The 25,885-nt window shown below is 45.9% G+C and carries 19 protein-coding genes and 2 pseudogenes; 4 read left to right on the plus strand and 17 right to left on the minus strand.

What is annotated here, in order from left to right; genetic code table 11:
• Positions 1–491: 491 nt before the first annotated feature.
• The 4 genes from F6J90_RS15855 (at position 492) to csaB (ending at position 3,553) form a co-directional block, all read left to right on the plus strand.
• Positions 492–692: a hypothetical protein gene (locus F6J90_RS15855; RefSeq protein WP_293095286.1), complete on the plus strand. Its 201-nt coding sequence runs from the start codon at positions 492–494 to the stop codon at positions 690–692.
• A gap of 122 nt (positions 693–814) precedes the next feature.
• Positions 815–2,344 (plus strand): YifB family Mg chelatase-like AAA ATPase, encoded by a 1,530-nt coding sequence (locus F6J90_RS15860; RefSeq protein WP_293095288.1) that lies wholly within the window; start codon positions 815–817, stop codon positions 2,342–2,344.
• Positions 2,345–2,358: 14 nt separating this feature from the next.
• Complete coding sequence (locus F6J90_RS15865; RefSeq protein WP_293095290.1) at positions 2,359–2,505, plus strand: hypothetical protein; 147 nt, start codon at positions 2,359–2,361, stop codon at positions 2,503–2,505.
• Positions 2,506–2,509: 4 nt separating this feature from the next.
• Entirely contained in the window at positions 2,510–3,553 is a 1,044-nt protein-coding gene (csaB, locus tag F6J90_RS15870) for a polysaccharide pyruvyl transferase CsaB (protein WP_293095293.1), read from the plus strand.
• Here the strand turns inward: csaB and F6J90_RS15875 are convergent.
• The 17 genes and pseudogenes from F6J90_RS15875 to F6J90_RS15955 all read right to left on the minus strand — a co-directional run bounded on the left by F6J90_RS15875 (position 3,483) and on the right by F6J90_RS15955 (position 25,205).
• Positions 3,483–3,650 (minus strand): hypothetical protein, encoded by a 168-nt coding sequence (locus tag F6J90_RS15875; protein WP_293095294.1) that lies wholly within the window; start codon positions 3,648–3,650, stop codon positions 3,483–3,485. The genes csaB and F6J90_RS15875 overlap by 71 nt on opposite strands.
• Before the next feature lie 219 nt (positions 3,651–3,869).
• Positions 3,870–4,643: a Uma2 family endonuclease gene (locus tag F6J90_RS15880; protein WP_293095295.1), complete on the minus strand. Its 774-nt coding sequence runs from the start codon at positions 4,641–4,643 to the stop codon at positions 3,870–3,872.
• Positions 4,644–4,692: 49 nt separating this feature from the next.
• Positions 4,693–4,818, minus strand: a complete 126-nt coding sequence (locus F6J90_RS15885) for a hypothetical protein (RefSeq protein WP_293095298.1) — start codon at positions 4,816–4,818, stop codon at positions 4,693–4,695.
• Positions 4,819–5,028: 210 nt separating this feature from the next.
• Positions 5,029–5,694 (minus strand): annotated as a pseudogene (locus F6J90_RS15890) (IS4 family transposase); the annotation flags it as partial.
• Between the two features lie 96 nt (positions 5,695–5,790).
• Positions 5,791–6,273 (minus strand): annotated as a pseudogene (locus tag F6J90_RS15895) (IS4 family transposase); the annotation flags it as partial.
• Positions 6,274–6,330: 57 nt separating this feature from the next.
• Positions 6,331–6,981, minus strand: a complete 651-nt coding sequence (locus tag F6J90_RS15900) for a nucleotidyltransferase family protein (protein ID WP_293095300.1) — start codon at positions 6,979–6,981, stop codon at positions 6,331–6,333.
• 73 nt (positions 6,982–7,054) lie between these two features.
• Complete coding sequence (locus F6J90_RS15905; RefSeq protein ID WP_293095301.1) at positions 7,055–8,299, minus strand: PDZ domain-containing protein; 1,245 nt, start codon at positions 8,297–8,299, stop codon at positions 7,055–7,057.
• Between the two features lie 6 nt (positions 8,300–8,305).
• The gene (locus F6J90_RS15910; protein ID WP_293095304.1) at positions 8,306–9,085 is read right to left on the minus strand and encodes an HpsJ family protein; all 780 of its coding nucleotides are present in this window, start codon (positions 9,083–9,085) and stop codon (positions 8,306–8,308) included.
• 206 nt (positions 9,086–9,291) lie between these two features.
• Positions 9,292–10,113, minus strand: coding sequence for a cyanoexosortase A (gene crtA, locus F6J90_RS15915; RefSeq protein WP_293095306.1), 822 nt, complete (start codon positions 10,111–10,113; stop codon positions 9,292–9,294).
• A 641-nt stretch (positions 10,114–10,754) separates the two neighbouring features.
• Positions 10,755–11,912 (minus strand): ABC transporter permease DevC, encoded by a 1,158-nt coding sequence (devC, locus tag F6J90_RS15920; RefSeq protein WP_293095309.1) that lies wholly within the window; start codon positions 11,910–11,912, stop codon positions 10,755–10,757.
• Positions 11,909–13,081, minus strand: a complete 1,173-nt coding sequence (locus tag F6J90_RS15925) for an ABC exporter membrane fusion protein (RefSeq protein ID WP_293095312.1) — start codon at positions 13,079–13,081, stop codon at positions 11,909–11,911. Before F6J90_RS15925 ends, devC begins: the two co-directional genes overlap by 4 nt.
• 38 nt (positions 13,082–13,119) lie before the next feature.
• A complete protein-coding gene (locus tag F6J90_RS15930; protein WP_293095315.1) occupies positions 13,120–13,542 on the minus strand; it encodes an acyl-CoA thioesterase in 423 nt (140 codons plus the stop codon).
• Entirely contained in the window at positions 13,542–14,546 is a 1,005-nt protein-coding gene (locus F6J90_RS15935) for a sulfite exporter TauE/SafE family protein (protein ID WP_293095317.1), read from the minus strand. Before F6J90_RS15935 ends, F6J90_RS15930 begins: the two co-directional genes overlap by 1 nt.
• Positions 14,547–14,696: 150 nt before the next feature.
• A complete protein-coding gene (locus tag F6J90_RS15940) occupies positions 14,697–20,849 on the minus strand; it encodes a type I polyketide synthase (protein ID WP_293095320.1) in 6,153 nt (2,050 codons plus the stop codon).
• A gap of 3 nt (positions 20,850–20,852) precedes the next feature.
• Complete coding sequence (locus F6J90_RS15945; RefSeq protein ID WP_293095322.1) at positions 20,853–21,797, minus strand: hypothetical protein; 945 nt, start codon at positions 21,795–21,797, stop codon at positions 20,853–20,855.
• Between the two features lie 124 nt (positions 21,798–21,921).
• Positions 21,922–24,075, minus strand: coding sequence for a CRTAC1 family protein (locus F6J90_RS15950; RefSeq protein ID WP_293095324.1), 2,154 nt, complete (start codon positions 24,073–24,075; stop codon positions 21,922–21,924).
• The gene (locus F6J90_RS15955; protein WP_293095327.1) at positions 24,072–25,205 is read right to left on the minus strand and encodes a DUF1702 family protein; all 1,134 of its coding nucleotides are present in this window, start codon (positions 25,203–25,205) and stop codon (positions 24,072–24,074) included. The genes F6J90_RS15950 and F6J90_RS15955 overlap by 4 nt, the downstream gene beginning before the upstream one ends.
• Between the last annotated feature and the right edge of the window lie 680 nt (positions 25,206–25,885).

Here is a 25,885-nt window from a genome sequence, read left to right on the forward strand (position 1 = left end):
CACGGGGTGACTTGTTATCCCTTGCCGGAGCCAGGAAAAATAGAGGTCTCCTCGACCCAAGCGTATTTGGTCTATGACCTAGGTTTCGGTGTGCCCCACCGTACCTAAAATAGATAACAAATTTACATAACAAATTTAGATGAACATTTTTTTGATCAAAGACTTTCATAGACGTCCAAATCGTTAGACTTGATTGTGCAACATGATTATCTCAAAACATGTTTTTTACACTGTCTACTTATTCTGTGATCATGTTTATCTAGAACATTAGTTATTTTTTTGTTATTATTTTATCTTAACACGGTGCGATAAAACTGTCAATACATAGATGCTCCTTTGGAGCCTTCAGTTGCGAACAAAAAAAAGCCGTCCTGTAAGGACGGGGCGCGATTACCCAAATTTTTTGGTAAAACTATCTGTAATCTCAAGTTCGATTAATCTCTTCCCAAGTAGTCCCTGGGTTTTTGGTAATAGGTAATTGCTAATGGGTAATGTTGGTAAGATTACTGATTACCGATTACCGATTCCCGATTACCGATTACCGATTACCGATTACCGATTACCGATTACCGATTCCCGATTCCCGATTCCCGGAAAATCCTAGTTTACATCCCTTTTATGGAAAGGATATCAGTATTTATGTAATTTTCCGGTTAAACTCTCCAGGCGATAAGCACTATACTTGCCCTTAAGTGAAGGTTTCTAAAAAGAGAAACGAAGGAAAAGGTGAGACTGGTAATGGGGAGATGGGGAGTTTTCCCACTCTCCCCTTATTTTATTTTCCTTGTCCCAAAACACGTATCAGGCTAACACTATGCTGGCTAGGGTTTGGAGTGGTTCAATTATCGGCATTGATGCTGTAAAAGTAGGGGTTGAAGTAGATGTGTCTGGTGGCTTACCGGGAATTGTAGTCGTTGGTTTACCGGATACCGCTGTCCAAGAGTCCCGAGAACGGGTGAAAGCAGCACTGAAAAATGCTGGTTTTGCCTTTCCGATACGCAAGATTGTGATTAACCTGGCCCCGGCTGACTTACGGAAAGAAGGTCCTAGTTTTGATTTACCGATCAGTGTTGGTATTTTAGCGGCATCGGAACAGTTAAATCCTCAGTTATTGGGAGACCACCTATTTCTCGGAGAAGTGTCCCTTGATGGCAGTTTGCGACCTGTGGCTGGTGTACTTCCAATTGCTGCGGCAGCAAAGCAAATGGGAATTACTGGGTTAGTGGTTCCTGCTGACAATGCTACAGAAGCTGCAGTGGTGAATGGCATCACTGTGTATGGATTTGAGCACCTATCAGATGTTGCTGATTTCCTTAACCAGCCAGACCGCTATTCACCGGTAGAGATTGATAGTGTGGGGGAGTTGCAAGTTTATCAGTCTACTGCACCGGATTTAAAGGATGTTAAAGGTCAGGCTCATGGGCGTCGAGCTTTAGAAATTGCTGCGGCTGGGGGACATAATTTAATCTTTGTCGGTCCTCCTGGCAGTGGTAAAACCATGTTGGCGCGACGATTACCGGGAATTTTGCCACCGTTGAGTTTTGCTGAAGCTTTGGAGGTCACTCAAATTTATTCTGTTGCTGGCTTATTGAAAAATCGCGGTAAACTGATCTGCGATCGCCCTTTTCGCAGTCCCCATCATTCCGCCTCTGGTCCTTCTCTTGTCGGTGGTGGTAGTTTTCCGAAACCGGGAGAAATTTCCTTAGCCCACCGGGGAGTTCTATTTTTAGACGAGTTGACAGAATTCAAGCGCAATGTATTAGAGTTCCTACGCCAACCTTTGGAAGACGGACAAGTCACTATTTCCCGCACCCGCCAATCGGTACAGTTTCCTGCTCAGTTTACCTTAGTGGCTAGTACCAATCCCTGTCCCTGTGGATACTTTGGTGACCCAATTCAACCCTGCACCTGTTCCCCTCGCCAACGGGAACAATATTGGTCGAAGCTATCAGGACCATTAATGGATCGCATTGATTTACAAGTAGCTGTCAATCGGCTGAAACCTGAAGAAATCACTAGACAGTCTACTGGAGTTGAATCAGCACCGGTGCGAGAACGAGTCCAAGTCGCACGCGATCGCACTCGTGACCGCTTCCAAACTGAACCCACTCTTCATTGTAATGCTCAGATGCAAAGCTATCATCTACGTCGATTCTGTCAATTAGATGATACTTCCCGTAATGTATTAGAAAGCGCTATTCGCAAACTTGGTCTTTCTGCTAGAGCCACCGACCGTATTCTCAAAGTTGCCCGTACCATTGCCGACCTGAGTGGTAATGATGACCTTAAAACCGAACATGTTGCTGAAGCCATTCAATATCGTACTATTGATAGGATGCATTAAGGGGCAACGGATGGATGAACAGATTGGAATATAGGGAGTATAGCGCTACGCGCAAGGCAAAAGGCAAAAGGCAAAAGGCAAAAGTTTACTATAACAGCCTTTCAGCTTGTATCAATGTCCTAACCTTAATGCGTAGTGCTATAGTAGGCAGGACGAGTTGAAGGCATGAAGCAAGTCAAAGCAGTTTTATGTGGATATTACGGCAAGGGCAACGGTGGCGATGAAGCATTGTTAGCGTCACTGCTGCAAATGCTACCAAAGTCAGTGAACCCGATAGTCCTTTCCGGCAACCCTAGTCAAACTCGTCAGCGCTATGGAGTGGAAAGTTGCGATCGCATGTCTACCCTACCAGTGCTCAAGGCCATGCGCCTTTCTGAACTATTCATCTGGGGGGGTGGTAGTTTAATCCAAGATGTGACTAGTGCCGCTAGCCCTCTCTACTACTGTGGTTTAATGGGATTAGCCCAAAGGATGGGTCTGAAAACCATTGCTTGGGCTCAGGGGGTTGGTCCAATTAAGCGTCGGCTGATTGCTTGGCTAGCCCAGCGGTCCTTCACCGGATGTACAGCAGTCAGTGTCAGGGATTATGGCTCAGCGACACTGCTAGCGGATTGGGAAATTCCGTTTATTATGGCTCCCGATCCAGTTTGGGCATTAGACTCCAAACCTGTACCAGGATTGTGGGATTTACCAGCACCAAGAGTAGCAGTTACTTTGCGATCGCATTCTACCCTAACTCCCAAAGGCCTGAATAATCTGACCCATGCCTTAGTGGATTTTCAGAAAGCCACACAAACCTGTATTTTATTAGTCCCTTTCCAAGCTTCCCGAGATTTGGCCATTGCCCAATCTATTGCGTCTCAGTTAACGGGTCCCCATCAGATCTTTTCTATAGAAGACCCTAGAGAATTGAAAGGATTATTTCGGGGGGTGGAAATGGCGATTGGGATGCGCTACCACAGTTTGATTATGGCAGCAGCGGAAGAATGTCGATGTTTTGCCCTCAGTTATGACCCCAAAGTTAACTATCTGATGGAGCAACTGGATTTACCTGGATGGGATGTTGCTAGTTTACCAGATGACCCCAATGTGATTAGTAAAACCTGGCTAGAACACTATGCTAATGGTGAAGCATTGACTAAAGACCAAATTCAGTCATTGGTAGACCGGGCAAGGATGCATCAGGATGTGCTGTTGGAAGTTGGTTAATTGTTAATTTTCCAAAGGGAGTAGGGAGTAGGGAGTAGGGAGTAGGGAGTAGGGAGTAGGGAGTAGGGAGTAGGGAGTAGGGAACAAAAATTCTCACAATTGATTTAGGATCCCTATTGTTAATTGTTAATTGTTATAGCGTTTATCGCAGTTATGAGGTACAGTCTTGATGCAGCGCATCCCTATTCCCTATTCCCTATTCCCTATTCCCTATTCTCTGTTCCCTGTTCCCTGTTCCCTGTTCCCTAAAATCCCGAAATTGTGTACCTCATAGCTATGAAAATTGCTATAGTTGTTAATTTTCAAGTTGCCATTTTCAAAACTGATCTGGATCAATTCCCAAAGCTTTCAAGCGATCGCTCAATGCTTGTGTACGCCTCTGTTCTTCAACTAAAGCCGCTTCAGCTTGTTCTAAAGCCGTTTCAGCTTGTTCTAAAGCCGCTTCAGCTCGTTGAGCTCGTTGACGCTGGAGTTCTTTGTCTTGTCTTTCCTGTTCCCTCTGTTCAACAATTTCTAGGTAAGTAGCAAAACGCTCCCCATTGGGTTGATAGAGTTGAAGGGTTTGGTCTGACAACTCAAACCTCACTTTCAATCGGGGACTCACCCAGCCAGACATTTGGTCAATCGCTTCTAATGTCTTTCCAGAATGTGTCTTGCCAGAACGTAACCAACCCTTCAAAACCCCTTGCTCTGGGTCAAAGATGTAGTATTCTTCTACCCCGTAGCGTTGGTAAAACTTTAATTTCTTCTGCTCTAACTCAGTCTGAGTGTTGCTCCAGGATGCGATTTCAAACACCACTTGCGGTGGACGATTGTCTTCTTCCCACTGTTTGTAGGATCTGCGATCGCCTTTGGGTCTACCAAACACAACCATTACATCAGGAGCTTGCTTAGTATTCGGTTCACCCTGCACTGGATACCAAAACAAATCCCCAGCTACAAAAACATTAGGGTTATCTTTAAACAGGGCATCTATTCCCCCTTGAATTGTTGTAATCAAGCGAAACTGAAGGGTATTGTCTGCCAAGGGTAAGCCGTCACTTTCGGGGTAGATTATTTCAGAGGTTTGGTTGTTTATTTGAGTAACCATTTTCTTTTCTATACCTCTTTTATTACTAGTATAGCAAGGGAAGTATAGTTTAGGAGATAGTATTTTGGTTGAAAGGGAACAGGGAACAGGGAACAGGGAATAGGGAACAGGGAATAGGAATGGGCTGCATCAAGACGGTAAATTCGGAATTGGGAAAAAATTCTGTGTACCTCATTAGGCTAAAAACGGCTATAGAATTTCCAACACAGCCGAATCGGTCGAATCAAATAGTAGAGAAAATAGAGAGAACGAGGTAGGGGAAGAAAATCCCGGTCTTTGACAGTTGGCATAATTACCCGCCTTATAGGTATCCAAATCCTGCGCCAGACAGCGCCAAAAAATAAAGTAATTTTGTCTTCTAGCCCTGGGGGGGTGACGAAAATAGTTATAAAGCAGACAGGGCAAGCGATCTAGCTCTCATTCCTCGTAAATAATACTTCTGTTTATTACGATTAAGTTTCATTAATTTTTGTATTAAATCAATAAGTTCATAACTAAACTTGACCCAAGTTTGAGCATGTAAGCCTATATAAAAACTACTGTGTCGTCTTTGTAAACGACCAGATTCTTTTACTCTACCAACATATTTATGAATTCCTTTACGTTTAATTTTTTGTCCGTGAAGAGTAGCAGAAGTATAAGCTATTGTTATCAATAAAATTAGGGAAATCAACCGATTATCTGAGACATTAGTGTCTTCTAAGTTATAGCCACCTGTTTTAAAATCTCTAAACATTTGCTCAATATTAAACCGTTTTTTATAAGCAGCAATTGCCAAGTCTAACGAGTTTAAATTTGTGAGAATAAACCAGGGTTCTTTTGGGGCAAATCCTGAAATCTTTTTTTTCCATTTTGCGGCCAAATTAAAACGGGGTAATCCCTTAGTTTTCGTCACTTTGATTCCTTGAAAAAATAACGAAGTTCCTGGGACTAATTCTAAAGAATCTAAATCTGTCCAAATTTGTTTTTCAATTTCAATAAATTCATTTTTTTTAAGACGTAAACAAAAGGATGCAGACTTTTGTGATAACCAGTTTGCCAGCCTCAGAGATGAAACCTTAGACAGTTGAGCCTTTATAGCGGCAGGCTATGCATAAAAGGGTTAAAACTCGTGGAATAAGGCTCAACTGTCTTACGGTAACTTCAAAACAGAACAAAATTCTCTATCTCCCAATAGACAGATTCTATAATCTTTAAAAATCGGCATTATTTTTGAGATATGAGTTGTTTGTTCCTTAAAATTACTACTGCCTAATTTTGGCATCAAAGTAAAGTAAATTGGAAAAGCTCTTTTGTCCCAAATCAGGCTAGTTACTAAAAGGTTTATTTTACCCCAATTTGTCCGATCAATTGCTATATAAATTAGGTCATTTTTTTCAAAATATGTTTCTAGTAAATTAGATAGAATAGGAAACCAAATAGTTTCAAAATTTAACTTTTGTAAAGATAAAAAGCGCTGTAGTCTTTTTCTTCTACTTTCAAACTTTATTCCAAGAGGTAAAGCATTGGCTAATTTTTCTAGACTAACTCTTTTGATTGATTGTAGTAGAATAACTACAATATTTGCTAAAATATAATTACGATCCTTTAGTTTAAATTTTAGATGGTTTTGATATAATAAGGGTAACATTTTCAACAGATAGGTCTTATTGACAATGAAAGACCTATCTTTTTCTACCACAGATCGTTACACTCTTGACGTATCAATCGTTTCAATCGCTATCGTCGCCCCCCCAGCTTCTAGCCGTTCCATCATCCGACAATGAATAATTTTGTTTTCTATCCGTTCCATCATCCTAAAATTAACGATAAATTTTTCCTGAATAAAGCCAGAGGTGGAACTGTTATTTTCACAAAAAAGTCTGAAGTACATTTGTTTTCCTAGGGATTGGGTTTCTGGGTCAGCTATAATTCTTTGATGGACGATTGGCGGTAAACTAGCTCCTAGGATAGTTTTGGCCAGGAAAAGACCCAACAATAGCATACGTTCACAGCCTATTATCCTGGCTTTATCTATTAGCTGTGCCCAATCTATATCCTGAGAATTGCGAAGTAGTTCGGCAATATCACAAATCCATCCCAATCTCTCCCACATATGTTTAGAACCATGTACGCATAGAATTAGTAATAAGTCTTCTGGATGAAAGTTTAGTACTTTTGTACCAGCTAAAGATACTGCTTCAAAACGCTCCCACAAGTCATCAAAAATAAGTGGTAATAATTTGAATTGTTTGGGAATAATTTCCTGATGAATGTCTAAGGAAACATTGCAATTTTTGGTGATTAAGGAATACTCATTGCTGTCTTTAATCCGGGCTATATGTTCTTTATCATTCAATATCGGATGTCTCGAGCTACAAAAGTAATTCAAAGATTGTTTTGTAAGAAGTATGAACTGGCAGCAGAGTCGATCAAATTAGCCGCTCGAGTTTTATGTGAAACTGTAGGCTGTCATCTCCTCGCTGGATACTTAACAATCGGATCTGGCCGCCCTGATTCATCAACAGTTGCCGAACTTGCTCAAGGGTCAATTCGGTCACTGGCTGACTGTCAACATGGGTAATCAGATCCCCCACCTGGAGACCTGCTCTGGCAGCAGGAGAATTCTGAAAAACTTTGTCTATTCTGAAAATATCGTACTCTTGACCTTCGGCCCCCAGCCAAAGGCCACTCATATCGTACTCGTAAGGTTCAGAAAAACGGGCATTGGGCTCTAAGATCATTTGTTTATGTGTGTAATCTAAAATGACATTAAATCGTCTAAGGATGTCGTTGCCGATTCTGCCAGATAGAGCCGATCGTTGGTTGCCTTTACCCAGGGAAAATGCTGTAATGGGGTGATCAATGGTCAGTTTCCCGAGCTGTAGGCTCTCTAAACGACCAACGTGGATTTTTTCCTCACCTCCTACGCCTAAAGTAAAGCTTGCCAGGGTATTCTCTGCAGACGCAATCTCAGGATTTTCATCAATTAACTTGCCCCTCAGGTCCAGGGCAGAACCACTGCCTAAGTCAATCAGCAGGTGGCTGTTTACAGATAGGCCCGGTGCTAGCATAAGGGTAGTCTTCAAGTAGGGTTTTTGATTCACTAGCTTCAGCGGCATCCTTTCGCCGGAACCAGAATAGCGGTAAGTTTTTGGATCATGGAGATGGATGATCTGGTTGTCGTAATCAATTTCGACTACAAATTGCTCAAAGAATTCATAGCCAATCACGCCGCTAAAGTCTTGGCCAAAATAACGAGCCAAAGGTAAAAAGAATTCCTCTGGTGCAATCACGACTTGTGCATCGCTCCATTGGATCCCGGTGAGATTAAAGGTCACGCCTCTGGCAAAAGTGGCATTGAGTCTCACCGGGCCAATCCCGACGATATCCAAACGGCCTTGGGGTTGGAGTCCCAGAGATTGGGCATAGTCTTGACTGATGAACGTGTCGGCAGCACCGCTATCGAGAATGAACCAGCGCGGTTGAGAACCATTGACGCTGATAGGAAGATAGATGTGATCTCCATAATAATCAAACGGAATTTGATAGGAAAGCGGTTGGATAGTAGCTGAAGACTCATAGGTGATATCAACTAATCTCTGCAGGCCAACAAAACTAGCTGGCATTGATACCGCAATCATTAATAACCAGAGATAACGACCCATTGGCATCATGCTTGATTACCTGCGTGCCCAGTCCGTTTCCTTCCAGAGGAGGAGGAATAACGTAGCAGATACTAAAGCCCCCAGATTCCATTTTGCAGAACGCATCAATAGCTGCTGACGTTGATTAGCCAGCTTGGTCTTGGCTTGATTTTCCATACCAATCAATTGATTATCCATAGAGGCAGCAATTTGTTGTTTGACAGTTTCTAATTGCGATTCACTCTGAATCTCTGGTGCTTGCTGTAGATTAAGTTGACTCAGGAATGCCTGAAGATCTGTTACCGTATTCACCTGATTGACTTGATCCTTAACGGCTTGCACTTTGACTTCAACCTGAGCCATCTGCTGCTCAAGTTGGGTCATGACTTGGATATTAAGCTGTTGATTGAGCCGAATGGTGTTGAAAATGCCCAGCGGAATACTGAGATAAAAGACTAGTGCAAACACTAAGGTACTCCAAGATAGGACTTTCAATAATGTTTGCTCGACTCTGGCGGGCGTGTCTCGTCCTCCTACAATCACTAGGACAAAGCCAATCAGGGGAACCAGTACCCGTTCTACCAGTTGGCCCAGGGTCCGAAATTCCCATGCCGGATTCATAAACTGGGGGGGATACAGAATTTCAATCAGGTCAAATAAAAATAGCAACAGAAAGCCATAACCGATCCAGCGTAGAACGGTCAGGGGCTTTAGCTGGTGGTCTCTAGACTGTTGCAGCGTCTTAACTGATTTCTGCAATTCCCAGAGACGCTGATCAGAGTTTTGAGTGGAGAGTTCCGTATCGAATTGAGTCATAGTTTAAAGCCTTTTGCTAAACTGATGCATTTGGTCTGAGATAAAAAGTAGCCAGATTTTGGCAGATTTTTTAGTTGCTATGTATGAATGTTGTCGATTTTTGTTGGCAGGGTTGGAGCGGCCAGTTAATGTAGGGTGGGTAGTGGTTTCGACAGATTCCTTTGCTTGCCAATCAAGTTGGTAGGCACTGCCCACCGGAAGATTAATCACTCCTCCAGCATAAACAAGCAGTAAGTCCCAAACAGGATCACTGAAATCATCACAAAGATCAGGGCACCTTCCTGGCTGTGCCAATAGTCAAAAGCTGCTTCACTGGAGGGGGCTGCCAGGTGTGCCAGTATCGCTATCCTAATGCCATTGACGATAAAACCCAGGGTAGCGGCAACGATGGGAACAATAATTTTTTGGCTGCCAGAGGTGGGAAACATTACCAGCACAATCACAGCTAGCCCTAACATATAGGTAATTAAGTTGAGACCAGAACAGGACGGAACCACTTCGACGCTACCCTTGGGGAGGATAATGTACGAGTCTTGCAACACGGCATTTGCTCCAGAGTACCACAGCAGGAAAGCGGAGAATTTGGCGGTAATGGGAGTGATATTAGGGAGATAGGGCAGCAGAAGTTTGGGAACACCTAGGGTAAACAGGATGAGAAGTTCTTGCCAATATTGTTTTAAGCCCCGAAAACCAGAGGCAAGCAAGGCCAGACCGAAGACGGAAATAAAGGGTGAGAAGCCAAGGAATTTTTCCCCAGGGTGAGCAGCACTTTTGACAAAAATCCCTGCAATCAGCAATGCACCTAACAAAAAAGGGACAATGCCGCTGCCGAGTTTAAGTTGATAGCGTTTGTCCCAAAGAGTGGAAGAGGCTGCGAGCCAAAAGACAATGCTAAGAGCAAGGTGAGAGGATTTTTCGGCTCTGAGATTGAGAGTTAGGTGAATCGCAATCAAGCCTGCTCCTATTGCTAGGAGCGATAAGGCAGGAATGTTTAATTGTTTAACCTGTGAAAATCGAGCCGCTTTCATATCATTAGAGTAATTTTACCGAGATTGATTAGACACAAGACAAGTACAGAGGTTTACACTTCAATTAGGTACAAATTTATGGGTTTTTAGGGAGCAGGGAGCAGGGAGCAGGGAAGACGAAAGAAGGAGAAAATCCTGTGTAATTGATAGTTATGCAAACCGCCGTATCTTCGTGCTGCATGCAAGTATGATGACCATATTAAGCCAAGATTTATCAGCACTAATGCACTTGTTTTTTAAATATTGTTGATAATAATGTCTGCTTATTTATTCTTGCGCTTACCCTGCTATTAGCCATAATATATAAACATTGATTTTACACAAAAATAGTGATATAATTTCCTGTATATTAAGTGTATTTAACGTATTTTTTTATACATAGGGCTTGCTGATTAACTCTCAAAGCATTGACAGATAAAGGTTTTAGCCTTGTTGGGTCGAAAAAAGTGCCAGCTTTTCGGTCGAAAAAGCTCAAAAAATATGCATTTTGGCCAGACAACAGCAGAAAAATCAAGGGACTATTCTTCCGACTACCTCCTATATAATTCCCATTTATCCTAACTCCTGACTCCTAACTCCTGACTCAATCCCATACCAAAAGACTTTTTCAGCAAACCCTACATAATTTGTTAAGTTTTAAATCAAAAAATATCAGCTGGATCTGCTTTCTGTAGTTGAGTAACAGCGATCAAACCACCTATGAAACACATGAAAATGGTTAATAGTTGGACATTGAAGGCACGAACGAACTCCATTTGAATGGGTAGGAGTGTTGCTTTCAGGGTCAAGTCATATATGCCTAACGTAATGGCAAATCCCGGAATATAGCCAAGAATCGCAAGAATGAATGCTTCTTGAAATACCACATAGAGCAAATAATTATTGCTATAGCCGATCGCCTTTAAAGTAGCGTATTCCCGCAAGTGATGAGACACATCTGTATAGAGAACTTGATAGACAAAAACAATGCCCACAATCAATCCAATCACAACTCCTAAATCGAAAATAAATCCGATAGCCGTGCTAGTTTGCCAGTAGTTTTTTTCAAAATCAATCAATTCCTGCTTAGTAAAAACTTTGACATCTTCGTGAAAATAGCGTCGCATTCGGGCAACAACTTCATTCACGTTGCTAAGGGGCTTGAGTCGAATCAGACCAATATCAATCAAGCCTTTGGTACGGCGATCAAAAATGCGCAAAAAGTTTACGTTACTTGTCATGATATTGCCATCTGCCCCAAAGGAGGCACCCATTTTAAACAAGCCCACCACAGTGACCTGCCGGACTTCAATTTCAGTGTTGACAGCGTTGTCTTGACGGAATTGGGCAGCTACTGGTCCAAATTCGGGCCTTGAAGCTTGATCAAACAGAACAGTATCGGGCAGGGTTAACTGATCGGTATGCTGGACAACCCCCGGCAGCTGAAAAATGCGATCGCTCGGTTCAAATCCAGTGACAAAAATCTGACGGGTTTGACCGGTTTGGGGATTTTTCCACTGACCATAATCCACATAAATTGGGCTCACAAGTTCTACTTCAGGAAAAGCCAAAGCTTGCAACAAACGGCGCTCCGAGAATTGACTCATGCCAATTAAGGCCGTGGAGCGGGGACTAATCAAAAAAATTTCTCCCTGGAGGTTGCTGTGCAAACGCACTGCACTTTCAAACAGAGCTGCCCTCAGTCCCATCTGCATAAAAATCAAAATCACGGCAAAGGCAATCCCTGCCAAGGCTACGAACAACCTGGTGCGGTTATGGGTAAGTTGTAACCAGGCGACGGGAATCTTGTAAAACATCATCGGAGGTAAATGACCGTGTGAACCTGCAAGTTAGTTAAACCAGCTACTTTTAGGCTATCGTCAGGACTTAGACGGATTTTTACCTCCACCACTCTGGCATCAACATCAGCTGCAGGGTCAGTCTGTAACACGTCTTTTTTCGCTACTTCCAAGCCAATTTCATCAACAATACCCTGCAGTGTGCCTGTAAACCCTCGACTAGTAATCAAGGCCCGTTGTCCTGGCTGAACCCAGTTAATATCTGTTTCATAGACTTCTGCAACAGCATACATCTGGTTAGTTTGGCCTAATGAAACAATACCGTTCTTGTCAACGGTTTCACCGGGAAACGTGTGGATTTTGAGAATTTGACCATTGCGAGGGGAACGCACATAAGCTAGATCTAGATTAGCTTGGGCTTGCTTAACTCCGGCCTTTGCGTTTTCTAGCTCGGCTCGCGCAACTTCCACATCTATTGGCCGCACCTCAGAAATTTCATTCAGGGTGGCTTGGGCTTGCTTAACCCGGTTTTGAAGGGTATTCAGAAGTTTTTGGCGAATTCGTTTTGCCTCAATTACACGTTTCTGGGTAGTCTCCAAGGTCAGGCGTTTGTTATCTCGCAAAGATGCTGAAACTGCCCCCTCTTGGTACAAGTGCTCATAGCGTTCATACTCCACGCTGGCGTTGTTCAACTCAGCTTCCAAACGCTCAATCTTAGCATTTTGGGTTGCAACCTCTCCTTGTAGTTCGGCTTTGGAGTGCTCAACCACTTGTGCTTGACTTTGAATTGCTCCTTGCTTTGCCCCAGCTTGGACTTGATGGAGACGGGCTTGGTAAATTTTGACCTGGGTCTGTGCCTTCTCTAAAGCGGCTTGCAGGCGATCGCGGTTATCTAAAATCGCAATCACCTGTTCTGAGAGCACTTTGTCACCTTGTTTGACCAGTAGCTGTTTAACTCGTGTGCCTCCTACTTCACTTGGTGCCGAGATCTGGATAACTTCTCCTTTTGGTTCTAACCGCCCTAGGGCAGCAACAGCTCCAATTTCAGAGGTGTTAATAGTATTATTGCTGGCAGAATTCTGAACTGTGGCTCGTTGTCGTGAAAAACTCTGAGCAACAGTAAAACCCGTCGCAGTAGCCGACCCAACAGCCAATGCAGCTGCTAGCAGCAGTATTTTGCGTGACCCCAATTGTTTTGTTAGTATCCCATCGCTCATAGTGAATCAGGTCAAGCAGCATAGGGTTGAAGTGCAGCCTGGAGTACTTGAGGCACAGGAACAGGGACGGTTTTGTCTCCCTCACGTCGCATACAAGCGACTTGTTGTTCACCCCGAGCTACCAAATCTTCACCGGCATCGTTTAGTCGCCAGTATTCAAATAGCATTGTGATCCGGTTTTGATGGAGGTTTTTCAATTGCATACGAATGGCCAAGCGGTCGAAAGCAAATAACTCAGAAAAATATTCGCAGGAGATGCGAACCGTAGCAAGGGCAAGTCCTTGGGATAGTTCTGCCAGGACTTCAGGGGCATGATCATAGAGAAACATCTCGCGGCAGCGTCCTTGCCACTTCAAATGGTTGACGTAGTAGACATTGCCAACAAGATTGGTTTCTTCAAAGCTCACGATGTGGGAATATTCGTAGGTTTGCATTAGGTATCCTTCCAAGTAGTTATGGAGATTGGGTTAGTTATTGCATAGATTTGGGTGCGGTACATCCAGTAATTTAGGGAGGAAAACACAATTAGTGTTGTTAAACTAGCGTAGATAACTGCAGGTCTTAATGGAATCAACAGTAAGGATGTGATCAGTTCTAGGGCAATCAAGCCAATCAAGATATTGGCAATGGTTTTACGGTGCAACAAGTTACACAACATTGCCCCTAGGGGTGCACCGACCACAACGATTGGGATGGCCGCAAACCAATAACCCTGCACCTGCTCAGAGAAATCATGGAAGACAAAAACTTGCAGGACCAATCCAGCTAGGGCGTTGATGGCCATTAGGACAACCGAGGTAGGCGTAGCAACCTTCTCGCTAACCCGAAAAAGTAGCACCATCACTGAAAAAATCACAATATCAATGCCATTGCCTACAAGCCCACTCATGATGCCGCCCAATATTCCAGCCAGGACAATTAGTCCTCGTTGCTGCAAATTCCAATAGGGCATAGCCCGATGACATAGCCTCTTCCCCTTGTTGAGGGCTAAAAGGGTGATGGCAAAACTACTGAGGATAATGGTGAAGGACATTTTAATCACATCGGGAGGCAACAAAGGCGCAAAAAACCCTAACCCGAGAAAAATCCCGAGGAATCCTCCGAGACTGCCCCAGCGGATCACCCGACCTTCGATGTGAATGCCTGTGCTCCAAATGCCTAAGGAGGCGGCACTCATACCAACAGCTTGAATAGCCAGGGAAAATACCTTGGCGTCGTGGGCTGGAATCTGCAGGAGTTTAGTAAATACCGGGAAAGCAACTGCTCCGCCACCCACGCTGGTTCCTCCAGCAATCATGGAACCAAAAACCATCGTCAAGGCAATTTCCCAATGGTTGATCAGATGGGTAAAGGCTTGCTGATGACCGAGAAGGGTCAGCCATGTTGTCCATATGGTCAGAGCTATGATGACCATAACTCTGTATTTAGAAACAGACATTATCACTTCTCGACTTCTCCGTGTCTCAAAATTTGCCTTAAAAATTGGTAAGCATATGTGCTACGCACACGCTAGGCGAACAGCTATCAGCTGAATGCTTACGTAATTTTTTCTCTGTGCTAGAGAAAATTTATGGTTAAACCAAGACGATTAGTCTACATTCTTCACCTCTTTGTGGGTTAACACAGAAAGAACTAATTTTTCTTGGATATCCCGAACAGAAACTACACAGGTGGCAATCATTAGGGAACCCGTATTTAATAGAATCCATCCCTCTGGGGCTGAAGAGTTCAGCACTAGGGGCGCAGTAACTATTACCCCAGCCTTCTTCAAGCATTCACAAGCCGTCCAAATGCAGGTAGCTGCCGTATCCAGATCCTGGCCAGCCTCATGGACAAGCAACTGTGCCAAGCTGAATCGCTCTGCACTAAGCAAGTCTTGCCACACCTCAAGGGTTCGGCAAACCACAGGTTCAACATCACACCCAATTAACGTTGCTCCGGCAACCGCCAACATCAGCTCCCCGGTATAGCTAACGGATACAGACTTATCCTGGTGTATTTCTGTTGAATCAGTAATCACCTCTGGTTTGCCATCAGGTCGGTGGGTGAGCAGAGGGGGATGGAGTGAGGTTGACCTTCTGTTGCCATTGCTTAGAATGTGTTGAATAGTACGATCTCTTTTCACCTTTCGTTCAATAGAAGTGTCGTTGTCCACAACTACTGCAATATCAGCACCAGGGATGAGCTCATGAATTTGACGTTCCAGGTAGGGACCTAGCAATGGTGCAGCCCAAGTTTGCTGAGTGTTAACTGACCCGATTACCTTAAGACAAAGTCCTTCCCAACGCTCCAGAACTTTGCCATCCTCACTGAGTATTTCTAGGTCATAGATGAAGGTGTTTTGAAACTGGGATCTCTCTTGGGCGTGAATATAACGAGGTTGCTCAAATAAACCAGGATTAATCACTATTTGCTTGACACCAGCGGGCAACAAAGTCACATGAGGAATACAAGCTTGCAACCCATGGATTGCAGCATCTCTGGCAGCAGGATCCCCTAATCGGAAATCAGCAGGCAGATAGGGACTAAACCACGGTGATCCCTGTTCGGGTAATAGTTCCGCTATACATTCTTTTGCCCGCAGTTTGTGGTATTTTCGTAAGCGACGGAAGCGACCTGAGTGGAAAAGAATGCCACCGTATAAATCCTGGTCAGGGTTGAGGGAAATAACACATTCAGTTGTAGAGTTTGGGGAACCAAAAAGGCTCGACAAGGGATTCTGTTGTTGAACAATATTTTTCTGAATGTCGTTTTGTGGTTTGAGTGTGGAATTGTGAATAATAGAGTAGGTTGCCCGAAAGTGATCGACCTGGAATGCTGTCTGTTCAGTGCGAATAACAACATCCACATAGTTGTGAGATCGCACCAGGGCAGCAATGCGAATCTTGAGGGAGTCATTGGCAGGAACAACCACAGGTCGATTAAACTGAACATCCTCGAAACAGATGGATTTCAAGGGACCTGCAAGAGCAGTAACCACCTGAGCCATAGCTTCCAGCCCCATCACAGCTGGAAAGATCCGTTCCCCTTGATAGACGTGGTCGTTGAGATAGGGATCTGTCCCGACCGAGAGGTCTGCATCCACCACCAGCTCGATACCAGGGTAGTAGATTCTGGGTTCCTCCAAAAATCGTAAGAAGGGGAATTCAGGATGCTCCATCCTTAAGGTGGGTGCTTCCCCAAACCGACCCGTAATCAGGACCGATGTCACGGGTAATGGTTGAGCTACCAATTGCCGTAAGATAGAAATCCCTATATCCGGCGAAATCGGTGTAATCCCTTCTCGCAGTAGCACATCAACTCGCCCCAACCGTTCCCCCATGCCAACCCCCGACCAGATGGACCACTCCAAATTCAGGCAGCGACAGCTTGGTTGTGCCTGCTGAAACTTCTCGACAAGATTGGCTAGCCATTCATTGGCCAGGGCATAATCTGCTTCACCTCGCAGACCAGTGCGGGCAATCAGCGAACCAAAGGTGATCAGGAGTTTGAGGGCTTGAGGGTTGACTGTTGACAATAGATTATTGAGCCCTTGAACCTTTGGCCCTAGGGTTTTGTGGAAATCTGCTGGGGTCAGTGTGGTCAAAAGTTGAGGTGTATTTACCCCAGCACCATGGAGCACCGCCGTAATCGGTCCGAACTGGGTCTCAAATTTTTGCACAGCCCTTTGTAAAGCCTGCACATCAGTCACATCTGCTGCTTCGTAAAGCACCTCAACGCCACTTACTCGCATCCGTTCCAGGTTGTGGAACAACTCATCATCCGTATCTGGATGTGAGCGCCCTAAGAGTGCCAAACGCACCCCCGTTTCTCGGGCCAACGCCAACGCACATTCAGCGGCAATTCCCTTCCCTCCACCCGTCACCAGCAAAACATCTGTGACAGTCAGAGGAATTTCTGGGGCGGCCTGCTGCCATTGTTCTAATTGCAGTAATTGCAAAATAGGTACCTGTCGGTTACCCTGATGATCGTAACGAGCCTCAATATATCCCTTGGCGGCTTGGACTTCAGCTAGAATGTAGATCACTGATTGAGGATGATCCTCTGGAATGGTGACGACACAAGTCGTAATCTGAGGGTTTTCCAGATGGAATGTCCGGGCAACTCCCCCACCGATGGGAGCATGTTGCACCAGAACAAAGTGGGTGTTTTCATCCTGGGCTAGAACCTGTTGAGCCCCTGACAAGAGACAGTCAATAGTCTGTTTGTCTTCCTCAACGGATAAATACACCACAACCCCTTGGCCTGGACAGGTTTGAAAGGCTTCCTGCAATACTTCTGCAAAAGGAGTATTACTTGCTGTTAGGATCTGCCACCCTCCTTCAGGGTCAAGAGAATGGGGTTGTGATGATAAGGGGCGATCGCGCCACTCGACTGTAAACGTTCGTACCCAAGCATCTATCCCAGAAGGAGGCTGATTCACGCCGTCGATGGGTGTAGATCTACCTGTACGGACTAAATCCTCTAGGGCTTGAGCTACTTCTGCGACTGTGGCATCCGCATAGTTTGTGGGGGCTGCTGACGGCTCAAGGGCGAGGGACCTAGCAGCCTCTGCAACCAACTGCCCCACTGTAATAGAGTTGAGATGCAGGTCACTGAGCAAGCGATGATTGTCTTGAATTGCTGTGGTTGGTAATTCAATCCGTTGCGCTACCAGTTGCCGAACCAGTTCTTTGGGGGTCTCCCATGTCTTCTGGTTAACTATGGATTGTTCAGTTACAGGACTTACGCGGTTAAGTGGATTTCGCCCCCCTAGCCCCCCAGCGAGCAATCCCTCGCTGGGGGGAATGATGTCAAAGTCCCCCGCCCCCCTAACCCCCCAATTCTGGGGGGAATTAGCGGATGCTTCGCTTTTTGACATTGGGGGATTTAGGGGGCAAATGCGTAAGTCCTGAGTTAGATAATCAGCATCAAAGCCCTTACCTCCAGCCTCTATTCCGATCTCGGAGACCAAAGCAGTTTTGGAAATAGAGGTCTTGCCGTTATCAGAGCTTAGAATTGATACTTCTTGAAGCTGCAATTGAGGTGCTAATTCGCAAGGGTTGACAAAGAATTTTGGTTGCCAGTCTAAATTGAAAGGGCGAGTAAAGCGATCGCTAAATAAGGCATTTGGATCGATAGAACTGCCCAACACAAAAGCAGCCCCAACTGCCTGGAGTAACCCCTGCAGCGAGGGTCCACTAGCATCTAGGGCAATCGCTGGTGTCTCTACACAGTCTTTAGCCAAACCGCTTAGCACTCTACCAGGACCGACTTCAATCCAGAGATCAACCTCTTGGCTAGCCTGAGTAATGGCCTCTAGGAACCGAACAGGGGCAGTCACTTGTTGATAGAGAAGTGATCGCACATCAGTCTCAGCAGTCAGCAGTGATCCTGTGACGGTAGAGATCAGTTTGCGTTGCAGGGGTTGAATTGTTTCTGTCGCCAAGTGTTTAGCTAAAGGGTCAGCAGCAGCACTCACTAAATCAGAGTGAAAGGCATGGGAAACGGACAAAGTAACCGCTTTAAGCCCTTGCGCCTGTGCTTTATTAATAAGATCTACAATAGCATCAACTTCCCCCGAAATAATGGTTTGCTGGGGGGTGTTAAGACCTGCGATCACCACAGGATAACCATTTATCAGCTGTCTGATCACCTGCTGGGATGACCGAATACTAGCCATTGCTCCGGTAGCACTCCCGAAATCAGTCATTGCTTGTCCCCGCACTTGAGTAATTCGCAGCAGAGCTTCTTGGTCAAAAGCACCTGCCCAATGCAGTGCAGTGATCTCGCCCAAGCTGTGACCGATGGCAATATCAGCTGTTAGGCCCAGTTGCTGTAAAACCAGCAGTCCCGCCTTAGAGGCTGTAACAATAGCAGGTTGAGCGATCGCAGTGGCTTTACCATCTTCTGGTTGAGGGAAAGGATTTTGGGCGTAGAGGTCCCTGACTTGATCAAAGCGATGCTCCCAACACCCGCCATTGAAATAGGTGGGGGAAGCTTGGCCTGGAAACAAGAATCCCAATCGGGATGGGGTTGTCCTCTTGCCTAGAAAAATACCTGTATCTGGCTCTAGACGTTCAGTTATGCCTTCCTTTAACCAGGTGGCTAATACCTCCAGTCGTGTTGTCAACTCCATCGGGGTTGCTGCCACAATTGCCACTCGCACAGTTCCAGGGCTCAGGGATTGAGCTAGGTGAACCGCTAAATCTGTGACTTCAGCCCGTGATAATCTGGGGGCAATCTCCAGAACTTGGGCAACTTGCTGTTGCAGCTGATCAACTTGCTCAGCTTGGAATAGAAAAAGTTCTGCATCTTGAGGGGAATGTAACAGGATTTTTTCTTTATGATTCAAGCTGTGACGGCGATCTTTGTTTCCTTCTAAAACAATATGGGCATTAATGCCACCAAACCCCATGGCACCGACCCCAGCTCTCAAGGGAGTGTCCTCGGACCACAGTTTTCCCTGCGGCAGTACCCTCAGGGCTGCATTTGTTGCGGTTAAAAGCCCATGGGGTTGGTCACACATGGGCATGGGAGGAATGACCTGATGATGGAGCGCTAGGGTGGCTTTTATCAGTCCTGCAATGCCAGCGGCGGCTTTGGTGTGTCCGATATTGGCCTTGATCGAACTGATCACTGCTACTGGAGCATCGGGATTGCTCTCTTGGCGGGCACGGGAAAGGGTTTTTAACTCGGTTGCATCTCCGACACTGGTACCTGTGCCGTGACCCTCAAAATAGGTAACGGTATCAATGCCAAAACCAGCCCTACGATAGGCTCGTTGCAGCGCTAAGAGTTGTCCTTCAACTTCCGGGCGGGTCATGCCACCATGGCCATCTGAGGATACTCCCCAACCTCGAATCACTGCATAAATAGGACAATTTTGGACAATGGCATCTGCATGGCGCATGAGTACGACAAATCCACACCCCTCTCCTGGCCAAAAGCCAGTAGACCGGGCATCGTAAACCCTCATCTCGTCGGTCGCCAAAGCACCAGCTTTAGCAAAACCAACCAGTTCAAAGGGATCTAAACTCAAATCTACCCCTCCTGCTAGGGCCACATCAAAGTCCCCTGATACCAGCCCTGAACAAGCATGGGCAATAGCTAAAAGGGAGGAACTACAAGCTCCGTCAACGGCATACCCACCGCCTTTAAAATCAAAGTAGTTACAGATGCGTCCGGCGATCGTATTTGAGAGATTACCAGCTAGGGTTTCTTCACTAATCTCAGGGAAGGGCTGTTTGTACTGTTGCTCCAGCATTTTCACTAAAGCTGAACAGTGCTCTGGCGGATAATTGGTTTGACTTAGGGTTGCTTCTACTACTCTGCGAACATAGGGCCAGCGGAGTCTCATTGTGTTGGCTCGGGAAAACTCTCCGGTTAAAGTATTCCCCAGCAAGACCCCTGTCGATTCACGGGGGATACCCTCGGCATGGGGAAACCCTGCATCTGCCAGGGCGCGGTTGGCAATATCTAAGGCTAACCAATGGGCTAAATCAGCTGAGCGAAATGTACTGCCCACAACCCGAAAATCAACCCGGTCAAATTCATAGCCTTCGATCAAGGCTGCTTCTGAAGCATAGGTTCGATCGGGAACAGTGGGATTGCTGCTCCAATAATCTGATAAATTTAAGCGTTCTGAAGGCATGCGCCGAAAGGAGCGCCGTTGAGCCAGCACATTTTCCCATAGTTCAGCCGGTGAATGGGCATCTGGATAGCAGCAGGCCATTCCTACAATTGCGATCGCAGGGGTCATGACTTAGACCTCCCCAGTAATGGTTGAAGGGACTAAAACGCGGGTTGATGAGGCTGGTTGAGCAAGACTTTCTCTGAGCAAAACTAAACCCCTGGCCCCACACACAAGGGTCAATGCAAAGAAGAAACCGAATACAATGTGATTCAGCATTAAAAGACCATATGTTGCTGCAACACAACCCCCAAAAATGATCTGATTCAGAGGCTTGATGGGGGTTGTTCCCGGATCGGATATCATGTAGAAGGTGAAAAGCACAAACGCAACTCCTGTCATAGGCATCAGGGGAGCAAGCAGGGGTGTGTCAAACATCCAACTCCTCAAGCAGGCTTGTATAATAAAGCCCCCAACCCAACTCAAAATCAGTGGGAGTTTGCCTGTAAAGCGGGCATTGAGAAACGTTCCCGAACAAATTATCAAGCCCGGGAGTAGCCAATCACTCCAGCCAAGCAGGTTTTCAGTAAATTGATAGGGAGGGGCAATGCCAACCCAGGGAAATAGGAGCAACGTCAGGGTAATACCAAAGTTAGAAGGATTCAGAAAGTGTCGGGTTTTGTTGCCCACAGGTACCCGGAAAATAGCTTTTGAGGCTATGGCAACTGTGGTGGCAAAGGCGATGGGCAACAGCTGTTCGTTTGCATAGAGAAGCATTGCTACCGCTAAGCCGGTAATGTGAGCGGGCAACAGAAAATCAATGAATTGTTGGGAAAAGAGGGTTCCACGGTTTCCTTCTGCTAAGAACCGAGGACGGTGAGCGTTGCTCCAGCTATCCAACAATTCCAGAAGAATTTCAACACTATAGGCTGTGGCAAGAGCAACTAAAGGTTGTATCCAAGATTGCTCGAACCCTAGAACGGTGTGACCCAGCACGTTCAAGACTGTAATTGCGATCGCAAACCGTCGTAAGCCGCCCAGACGATTAGTGTGATACCATTTGGATTGTGCATTCATAGGCTATTTTTCCTCTACCACTGCAATAAAATTTGGGCGTTGCTGATTCTGGGTATCGTTTCGCCCCCCTAGCCCCCCAATTCTGGGGGGAAAAAACTGTCAAAGTCCCCCAGAATTGGGGGATTTAGGGGGCTTGAATAAAACCAGATGATCGCGCATTCATTCCTAAATTCAGCAACGCCAGGTTTGTGGGGTTAACATAGGTCAGCAAGTTATCCTCATCCAAAATCAACGTGTGAGATCCGGGAGATAAATTCATGGTTGCTTGCTGAGCCTGGCCATTACTCCCACGCCAATGAAGTTCTACAGGCAGAGAGCCGGTGGCCTGAACTTGGCCTAACCCAAAGTGCAGCTCAGAACTGCGAGCCCCCGAATGTCCATTGCCGCCATCAACTTGCCCTACTAAAGACCGCCCATTGGGAAGTTGGACAATGGCAGCTGCACCGATAGCGGGTCTTCCTACCGACAAAGGATTAGAAGGAACAGGTAGTAAAAGCTTTAAGTTGAGTGCAGCACCAGCGGTACCATTGCTGTCATTGCGATAGAAATAGGAGGGGTCCCACTGATTTGCGATCGCAAAATCTAAATCCCCATCCCCATCCACATCTGCTGTGGCAATTCCCCGTGTTACTTGGGGTGTAGCCAGCCCTAAGTTTTTGGCCAAGTCGTAATACCGACCATCCTTTGCCCGAACAAAAAATGGGTTGTGGGCCTGACCACTTAGATCATCCCCAGACTGGAAGCGAGGCCAGATATTGGCATGGCTCAACAGTTCATCGTTACCCATGGCGAGTTCATGTAACTCAGGCCATCGATCAATCGTTCCTTTGGCAAAGCCCGTTGCTTGAAGTGCCTCCAATTCACCGTCGTTATCGAAATCACCAAATTTTGTTTCCCAACCCCAGCTACTGCGAGATACTCCCAGGGGCTCACTGCGATCAACATATGGAGCAATCCCTTGGTTGATATCCTCTAATTTGCCAGTACTGGTAAATAGAAAGTGACTTTCTTCTAGTGCATACTCATCGGCAATGTTGCTGACGTAGATATCTAGTAATCCATCTCCATTGACATCACCGAAATCTACCCCCATTCCCTTAAAAGAATCTTTGCCTAATACCTTAGAATTAGGAGTCGTCAACCCTTTTTGTCCTTCTAGCAGGGCAAATTCTAAGTGGCCAGGTCGGGAACGATTATGGAGTAGCCGATCAGGTCCAAAATCGTTAGCAAAATAGATTTCTGGTTGCAGATCTCCATCTAAATCTGCAGTTCCCACCGCCAGAGTCCAGGCGTGAGCCACGTTCTGATCCATCACCCCGGTAATGTCTTGAAACTTAACCCTTGGTAGAGCCCCTACGGTTGCTTCTGTCCACCGGAGGATATGATTTCGACCCCCGTTGTATGCTCGGGTCATAGAATGCTGCATGGATTCTGTCCCTGAGCCATGGGTATCTAGAATGCGAGCACCATCTTGAAAATAGTTACCGATGATGATATCATAGTGACTGTCTCCATCAAGGTCAGCAAAGGTGGCTGCATTGGTATACCAACGCTCTCCACTAGTATCAATTTCTTGTTGAACATAACTCAGTGCATTCAAGGGGCTAGGGCATGTCTTCAAACTCGGAGATCCCCCATTATCCCCCGAGCGAGCAATCCCTCGCTCGGGGGACTTTGAGTATGGCTCCCCCCTTATTAAGGGGGGCTGGGGGGGATCATCATCTTGCGGAAAACTTTGAAAACACGCCCTAGTCCCTTCCAGCCTTGCCTTTTTTAGAAATGCAACTGGAGTCCTACCCCAGTAGTAAACCAGTACATCGGTCTGTCCATCTTCATTGAAGTCATGGAATAGACAGCCCATCGGTGCCATTGTTTGTGAGTCATAGGGAACTGCGGTTGGTGTCAGGGCAAAAGGGGCATAGCGATCGCCTGTGCCTGGTACTGGTGATACAATCACTTGATCAGTTCTGGGATCCACGTGGCAGGCATCATTGGGTAGACCATCATTATCTAAATCATTGAGTGCGATCGCAGCCCCTACTGAGGAAATCCATGCCGAATGCTGTTCTAAGCTAGGGTGAACTGAGCGGATTGATTTAGAGGTTGATGAGGCCAGCTCTGGCAATGGCAGACGGGTAAAGTGAAAACGAGATGCCATCGAGTTTCTTTCAGTTGCCGACAAACTGGGCAAGCGGGTAAACCAGAATAAACTGCAGATCAAGGTAATTGCGACCAGTCGTTTCGCCTGATCTTGCAGAAACTGTAATAGAATTCTCATGGTTTCATCTCCCGTGAAAAGTGCGATTGAATACGCTGTTTCCAGATTTCGTAAGCTGGTTCTGCTCCTTCTTGTTTACCTTCAAGGCCAATTTGGGGAGATGAAACAGGGGGCAAATTTTCCAGGGCTTGATCTGTAACTTCCGCTGCAGCACCAGCACCCATGCCACACAAGATCTGACACGCTATCTCTGTATGAGCAGTGGGGTTGCCTGCTTTTTGACGAGCCTTAGCGGCAAACGCTGCCCCCTGAGCAAGGTGAGGTTGGTACTTCCCGGCAGCTGATTTTAAAGCTTCGATAGCAGCCGGATCCACACCCCCAGCGTAGGCACAAGCCAAACCAACCCCACTCCAAAGATCTGCGTGTCTCTTAGCATCGAAAGTACTGATTTTCCGGGGAATATGACTACAATCTGCCCCACAGACAAACCAAAGACTTCTACCCAGACCTTGGTCAAACACTCGACGGGCGTAGCCAGAAAGTTTTTTGGGAATGGTCTTTTGTTCCACACTGCGAGGCCAGTTAAAATAGCCTTCATGGAAGCCATAACCGTCAATGGCCAACCAACCCAGCAACGGATCAATTGCTTTGGCATTTTGGATTTTGGATTGTGCATTTGCCCTGCAGTTAAGCTGAGTAAGATACACAGGACGTCGCCAAGGTAGTCGAGCCAGTATCCAGCCTGCTCCCACATGGACCATGTAGATATGGGCGGCACCGGGACCGGCCATAAATTTTGCCAGCCGATTTTGTTGCCAGGGGGTTAAGGCGTCCAACAACGCTAACCCCATGGCTGCGCCTTCAAAGGCAAACCCACGCCACTCAGCCTCAATGGTATTTAAGCGGAGTGCAAGGGTATCTGGTTTATGATCTGCAAGAGCAGCATGATAGCCCTGTAAAAATGTGTAACCGATGTGTTCTAATTGCTGTTGTGCTTGAACATTTCCAGGCCGAAATCCTCTTTGGACAAAAGTGGTCTCCTTAGGGTCGATGCCAAACAATTTCTGACGCAAGTTTCCCCACTTAGAAATTACTGGAACAGAGGTTTGTGGATGAGTAACCTCTGCTTGAAAAGCTAGGATGGCATCACGTTCACTAGGGTGTGATTGGGTAAAAAAATAATGGCGCACAATGGCCTCCTTATTCAGGTAAGGATTTAGATTATTTCAATTTGTAACAGCAAAAATCATTAAAAATTGCAGGTTTATTCAGGTTTAAATTTAGGTTTATTCAGGCTTTACAGAAATCAAATGTTCCACCAAAAGCAGTTTTTTGTTCCGACAATTATAGATGCTTTTGTCATTAAAATTGGCAGTATTATTCTTAGCAATGATCGGCTTGCAATCACGATCAACTGTTGAGTTTTAAGGTATTATTAGAGCTCAGTGCATACCGATTTGGCAGCCAGTATAAATACTGAAATTCTGTTTTGAGCAATCAGAGCTAAGCTTTGAAAAGTTGACCATAGATCAGATGAGTGGTGGTAATGGATGCTGAGAAACATGCCCAAATCAAAGCTCACGCCCGAGCAATTGCCGCTTTGCTCTAGGAACAGATCTCGAACAGGTTCAAACCCAACGCAGGCATAGAAGAAGCAGTTCGTGATCACATTCTCGAGCATGTGAGCGTTGCTGATTTTGGGTATGATTGTGCCCAATTTTGCGGTGCGACCCGTGGCGAATTTAATTACGGGTTAAGCGCACCGGGGGGGGTGACAAAACTCTCTTGCTTCCCCCGCCCCCCTAACCCCCCAATTTTGGGGGGAAAAGCGCGGATCCTTCGCTTTTTTAGAGATTTAGCTCAACGGGGG

Source organism: Moorena sp. SIOASIH (assembly GCF_010671925.1).
Taxonomy (GTDB): Bacteria; Cyanobacteriota; Cyanobacteriia; order Cyanobacteriales; family Coleofasciculaceae; genus Moorena.

Excerpts from the sequence above, each read along its gene's own strand:
- F6J90_RS15855 (WP_293095286.1), top strand. The coding sequence starts at position 492 with ATGTTGGTAAGATTACTGATTACCGATTACCGATTCCCGATTACCGAT.
- F6J90_RS15860 (WP_293095288.1), top strand. The coding sequence starts at position 815 with ATGCTGGCTAGGGTTTGGAGTGGTTCAATTATCGGCATTGATGCTGTA.
- F6J90_RS15865 (WP_293095290.1), top strand. The coding sequence starts at position 2,359 with ATGAACAGATTGGAATATAGGGAGTATAGCGCTACGCGCAAGGCAAAA.
- csaB (WP_293095293.1), top strand. The coding sequence starts at position 2,510 with ATGAAGCAAGTCAAAGCAGTTTTATGTGGATATTACGGCAAGGGCAAC.
- F6J90_RS15880 (WP_293095295.1), bottom strand. The coding sequence starts at position 4,643 with ATGGTTACTCAAATAAACAACCAAACCTCTGAAATAATCTACCCCGAA.
- F6J90_RS15885 (WP_293095298.1), bottom strand. The coding sequence starts at position 4,818 with ATGAGGTACACAGAATTTTTTCCCAATTCCGAATTTACCGTCTTGATG.
- F6J90_RS15905 (WP_293095301.1), bottom strand. The coding sequence starts at position 8,299 with ATGATGCCAATGGGTCGTTATCTCTGGTTATTAATGATTGCGGTATCA.
- F6J90_RS15910 (WP_293095304.1), bottom strand. The coding sequence starts at position 9,085 with ATGACTCAATTCGATACGGAACTCTCCACTCAAAACTCTGATCAGCGT.
- crtA (WP_293095306.1), bottom strand. The coding sequence starts at position 10,113 with ATGAAAGCGGCTCGATTTTCACAGGTTAAACAATTAAACATTCCTGCC.
- devC (WP_293095309.1), bottom strand. The coding sequence starts at position 11,912 with ATGATGTTTTACAAGATTCCCGTCGCCTGGTTACAACTTACCCATAAC.
- F6J90_RS15930 (WP_293095315.1), bottom strand. The coding sequence starts at position 13,542 with ATGCAAACCTACGAATATTCCCACATCGTGAGCTTTGAAGAAACCAAT.
- F6J90_RS15935 (WP_293095317.1), bottom strand. The coding sequence starts at position 14,546 with ATGTCTGTTTCTAAATACAGAGTTATGGTCATCATAGCTCTGACCATA.
- F6J90_RS15940 (WP_293095320.1), bottom strand. The coding sequence starts at position 20,849 with ATGACCCCTGCGATCGCAATTGTAGGAATGGCCTGCTGCTATCCAGAT.
- F6J90_RS15945 (WP_293095322.1), bottom strand. The coding sequence starts at position 21,797 with ATGAATGCACAATCCAAATGGTATCACACTAATCGTCTGGGCGGCTTA.
- F6J90_RS15950 (WP_293095324.1), bottom strand. The coding sequence starts at position 24,075 with ATGAGAATTCTATTACAGTTTCTGCAAGATCAGGCGAAACGACTGGTC.